The organism is Herbaspirillum sp. B65 (assembly GCF_000333555.1).
Taxonomy (GTDB): Bacteria; Pseudomonadota; Gammaproteobacteria; order Burkholderiales; family Burkholderiaceae_D; genus Herbaspirillum; species Herbaspirillum rubrisubalbicans.
In genome coordinates, this window is sequence record NZ_BADI01000180.1 from 1 (window position 1) to 4933 (window position 4933).

Annotated in this window: 4 protein-coding genes; 3 read left to right on the forward strand and 1 reads right to left on the reverse strand. The window is 67.2% G+C overall.

Features of this window, described 5'->3' with window-relative positions; all coding sequences use genetic code 11:
* Positions 1–58 precede the first annotated feature (58 nt).
* Positions 59–1447: a CoA transferase gene (locus I5W_RS04540; protein WP_044528350.1), complete on the reverse strand. Its 1389-nt coding sequence runs from the start codon at positions 1445–1447 to the stop codon at positions 59–61.
* A gap of 210 nt (positions 1448–1657) precedes the next feature.
* Here I5W_RS04540 and I5W_RS04545 point away from each other — a divergent pair, with 210 nt between their 5' ends.
* The 3 genes from I5W_RS04545 to I5W_RS04555 form a co-directional block, all read left to right on the forward strand.
* Positions 1658–3211: an efflux transporter outer membrane subunit gene (locus I5W_RS04545; protein ID WP_112069391.1), complete on the forward strand. Its 1554-nt coding sequence runs from the start codon at positions 1658–1660 to the stop codon at positions 3209–3211.
* Positions 3212–3263: 52 nt separating this feature from the next.
* Positions 3264–4508 carry an efflux RND transporter periplasmic adaptor subunit gene (locus I5W_RS04550; protein ID WP_374702116.1) on the forward strand — a complete coding sequence of 415 codons (1245 nt, stop codon included), beginning with the start codon at positions 3264–3266 and terminating at the stop codon, positions 4506–4508.
* On the forward strand, positions 4505–4933 hold a 429-nt coding region (locus I5W_RS04555), incomplete at its 3' end, for an efflux RND transporter permease subunit (RefSeq protein ID WP_044528352.1). The genes I5W_RS04550 and I5W_RS04555, both read left to right, overlap by 4 nt.

The following is a 4933-nucleotide window of genomic DNA, read 5'->3' on the forward strand; positions in this document are numbered from 1 at the left end:
CTCCTGATGCACGGGCATGGTGGAAGATTGCTTCATATCCTACCTCAACCGGACCGCATCAGTCCCAGCGCGCCGGCACCGAGCGCAAGGGCGAGGCCGGTCGATCCCAGTACATCGGGCTGCCGGCCACCTGCAGCGGCGAACGCAGGCGCTGGGCCGGGCCCCAGGCGGTGTGCTCGATGCGGGGATCCAGGTCCTCCGCCGTCTCGGCGGCGAAGTTCGGCTGCGCCGGCGCTGCCGGGTAATCGGCCAGCAGCCGTGCGGTACGCGCCAGCGACAGCCGGTACTGGCTGCCCTGCCCGCTCTGCTGGCGCAAGGCCAGCCCACGCAGGGCCGAGGCGGCCAGCAGGTAACCGGTGGCGTGATCGAGGGCCTGCACCGGCAGGGGGACTGGTTGATCGCCACCCTTTTGCTTCATACCGAAATCGGCAATACCTGAACTCATCTGCACCAGACTATCGAACCCGCGGCGCCCGGCCCAGGGGCCGCTCCAGCCATAGGCGTCCAGTGCCACATCCACCAGGGCCGGGTTGAGCGCACGTCGCCTCTGTGCACCCAGCCCCAGGTGTTCCAGCGCATCCGAACGATAGCCATGCACCATCACATCGGCCTGGGCCAGCAGCGTTTCGAGCGTGGCGCGATCCTCTGGACGATCCAGTTCCAGCTGGGCGCAGCGCTTGCCCAAGGTCATTTCGGGGACCACGCCGGGTTCGTTCCACGAGGCCGGATCGATGCGCAGCACATCGGCACCAAAGCCGGCCAGAAAGCGCGTCGCCGTCGGTCCGGCCAGCACCCGGGTCAGGTCCAGTACGCGCACCCCGGCCAGCGGCCGGGCCGGATCGACAGGATGCCGGAGCCGCGTCGGGGCCGCGAATACCTGACGCGCCACCAGCGGCTCGGCGGCCACTGCGGCCCCCTGCGGATGGGCAGCCCAGTCGGCCTGGCTGCGCATTTGTGCTGCGCAGCCGCCATGGGCGACGATGGCCGTTTCCAGCTCGCTACCCGTCCAGCGTGCCACTTCGCCTGCCACATCGGCACGGCTGGCCTGCTGCGGGTCCAGTCCCAGCACCTCCAGGGCCGCCACGCGGTGATGCGCGGCATTGGTATGCAGCCGGATCCAGCCATCGGCGGTCCGGTAATCGCCGGCCACCGCATCCCACAAGGAAGGCGCTTGCCAGCCTTGCGGCCGCAGCGAGGCCGAGAACCACAGCGAGGCCAGTCGGCGCTCGCAGACCACCTGCGGCAACGGCGCGCCGCCGGCCTGTACCAGTTCGGCCAGGGCCAGCCCGGCGGCCGCCACCGAGGCCTGCGCCAGGTCACTGGTGGCAAACACCGAAGGCAAGGCGCCCTGGCCGCTCAACTGCACGGCTGACAGCGTGGCAGCCGGGCCATCGAGGGCTTGCCAGATCTCGGTCAGCATGGCGTGGGCGGTGGTGGCATGGGTCATGAGGCGCTCCGTGGCAAATCTTGGCAAATTGATTGAATACCGAATCAGGAGCTTACCCGATTCGCTTTCCTGACAGAATTGTCATGTTGATGTCAGCATGAGGTCGAGGGACGGCCATTACATTAACGTCTAAGCCGGGGTCGGCCGCCAGCGCTGAGGGGCGTGGCAAGCCGACCTGTTCTCGATCCGCAAGCCATCTTCGTGAGTCCTATGGTCGTCCCGTTTCGCCGCGTCGCAGCCAGCGTCAGTTCCCGTCATTTCACTCATCCCCCCCACAACTCCCCCTTCCGCGCCAAGAAGGGAATGACGGTGCTGGCGCTGGCCGCGCTGCTGGGCGGTTGCGCCGTCGGCCCCGATTACGTGCGGCCGGCCATGGACCTGCCGCAGGCCTACAAGGAACAAGGCCCCTGGAAAGTGGCCGCGCCGCGCCCGGTCGATGACCGCCAGCATTGGTGGGAAGCCTATGGCGACCCTATCCTGAATGACTTGATCGCCCAGGCCAACGCTGCCAACCAGACCATCCAGCAAGCCGCCGCCCAATACCGCCAGGCCCAGGCCACCGCCGCAGTGGCGCGTGCCAGCCTGTGGCCGACCGTGGGTGCGCAGGCCGGCGCCACCCGCGCCCAGACCAATACCAACGGCGTGCAACGCCTGGGCGACAACTACACCGTGGGCCTGAACGCCTCCTGGGAAGCCGACATCTGGGGCCGCATCCGGCGTGGCGCCGAGGCTGGTGACGCCAACGCCCAGGCCAGTGCCGACAGCCTGGCCGCAGCGCGCCTGGCGATCCAGGCCACGCTGGCCCAGGATTACCTGCAACTGCGCGTGACCGACCTGCAAAAGGATCTGTATCGCCGCACGGTAGCGGCCTATACGCGTTCGCTCGAATTGACCACGCACCAATACCAGGCCGGCACCGCCCTGCGCTCGGATGTGGCGCAGGCCGAGACGCAGTTGCGTTCGGCCCAGGCGCAATGGATCGACCTGGACGCCACCCGCAACCAGCTCGAACACGCCATCGCCATGCTGATCGGCAAGGCCCCGGCAGCCTTCTCGCTGGCCCCGCTGCCCCCGGCCGATGCCAGCGACAGCGCCATCGATGCCAATGCCCAGCGCCTGCAGGCCAGCCTGCCGCAGATTCCGGCCGGCCTGCCCTCGGACCTGCTGGAGCGCCGCCCCGACATCGCCAATGCCGAACGCCTGGCCGCCGCCGCCAATGCCAACATCGGCGTGGCCCGTGCGGCTTACTTCCCCACGCTCACGCTCTCGGCCAGTGGCGGCTACAACAGCCTGGCCTTCGGGCAATTGTTCGATACCCCCAGCCGGGTCTGGTCGCTGGGCGCAGCGCTGGCCGAGACCATTTTCGATGGCGGCGCCCGCAGCGCCCGCAACGACGCTGCCGTAGCCGCCTATGACGCGGCCGTGGCGCAATACAAGCAGACCGTGCTGGCCGGCTTGCAGGATGTGGAAGACAACCTCTCCACCCTGCGCGTGCTGGACCAGGAAAGCGCGGTCCAGGCGCAAGCCGTCAAGTCGGCGCAACTGGCCGAGCGGCTGGCGATGCGCCAATACCAGGCCGGCACCGTGACCTATCTGTCGGTGGTGACCACCCAGGCCACCTCGCTGACCAACCAGCGCAGCGCAGTGACGCTGCTGGGCCGCCAATTGGTGGCCAGCGTGGCGCTGATCAAGGCCACCGGCGGCGGCTGGCAGGTTGGGCAGCCCGATCCGGCCACGCCAGCCACGCCGATGGCGGCGCGCTGAGTTCCTTCCTTATTCCGATACAACCGCGACCCTTTCAGGACGAGTTTCAGGCATGAACACCTCACCCACGCCTCGCACCCCTAGCACCCCTAGCACCTCGAGTATGTCGTTCAAGCGCACCACCCTGGCCGTGGGCATCAGTACGGCCCTGCTGCTGGCCGGCGGCCTGGCCGCCTGGAGCACCATGCAACACGCCAGCGCGGCCGACCAGCCCACTGCCAAGACCGCACCACCGGTGGCGGTGACGCTGGCACGGGTGCAGGAACGTGACGTGCCGCTCTACCTGGCCGGCGTCGGCACCGTGACGGCCAATGCCAGCGTGGTGGTCAAGACCCGCATCGATGGCCAGCTGGACAAGGTCGGTTTCAAGGAAGGTGAAGACGTCAAGAAGGGACAACTGCTGGCCCAGATCGACCCGCGCGCCCTGCAGGCGCAACTGGCGCAAGCCGAGGCACAACGCGCCAAGGACGCCGCCAATCTGATGAATGCCCGGCTGGACCTGCAACGCTACACCACCTTGCGCAGCCAGGATGCCGCCACCCAGCAGCAGCTCGATACGCAAAAAGCCCTGGTGGCGCAGCTGGAGGCGGCCGTCAAGACCGATGAAGCGCAGATCGCCTATGCCAAGGTGCAACTGAGCTACACCACCATCAATGCCCCCATCTCGGGCCGCGTCGGCGCGCGCCTGGTCGATCCGGGCAACATCGTCCATGCCACCGATGCCACCGGCCTGGTGGTGATCAACCAGATCGATCCGATCACGCTCATGTTCACCCTGCCCGAAGAAGCAGTGAGCGGCATCAACCGCGCCCAGCGCAACAGCCAGCAGCCGCTCAAGGTGATCGCCTATGCCCGCGATTCGCAGGAAGTGCTGGCCACCGGCAAGCTGGTCTTGCTGGACAACCAGATCAATACCAGCAATGGCACCGTGCAACTGAAGGCACGCTTCGACAATGCCGAGCACAAACTGTGGCCGGGCCAGTACGTCAATGCGCGCCTGCAGATGAACGATCATGGCAGCGCCCTGACGGTGCCGGCTGCGGCCATCCAGCGCAACCAGCAAGGTACCTACGTCTATGCCATCAACCAGGACGACCAGGCCAATATGCAGCCGGTCAAGGTCGATCGCATCCAGGATGGCATCGCCGTGCTGGCCGCAGGCAGCGGCGTGACGGTTGACCAGCGCGTGGTCATCGATGGTCAGTACAAGCTCAAGCCGGGTAGCCGCATCGTCGAGAGCAAGCCGCAGCCGGCCAAGGCGGCCGCTGTAGCAGAAGCGAAAGGAAACACCAAGTGAGCGTTTCCGCCGCCTTCATCAAGCGCCCCATCGGCACCACCCTGCTGGCGCTGGCCATCCTGCTGGTGGGCATCGCGGTCTGGCCGCTGCTGCCGGTGGCGCCGCTGCCGCAGGTCGATTTCCCCACCATCCAGGTCACCGCGCAATTGCCCGGGGGCAGTCCCGAGACCATGGCCTCCAACGTGGCGCAGCCGCTGGAGCGGCAGTTCTCGCTCATTGCCGGCCTGTCGCAGATGACCTCGCAGAGTACCCTGGGCACTACCCAGATCACCCTGCAGTTCGACCTCAACCGCAGCATCGACGCCGCCGCCCTGGATGTGCAGGCCCGCATCAATGCCTCCACCGGACAGTTTGCCTCCAANNCTGCCAGCCCAACGACTTTTCGCAAGATCCACCCGGCCGACTCGCCCATCATGATCATGTCG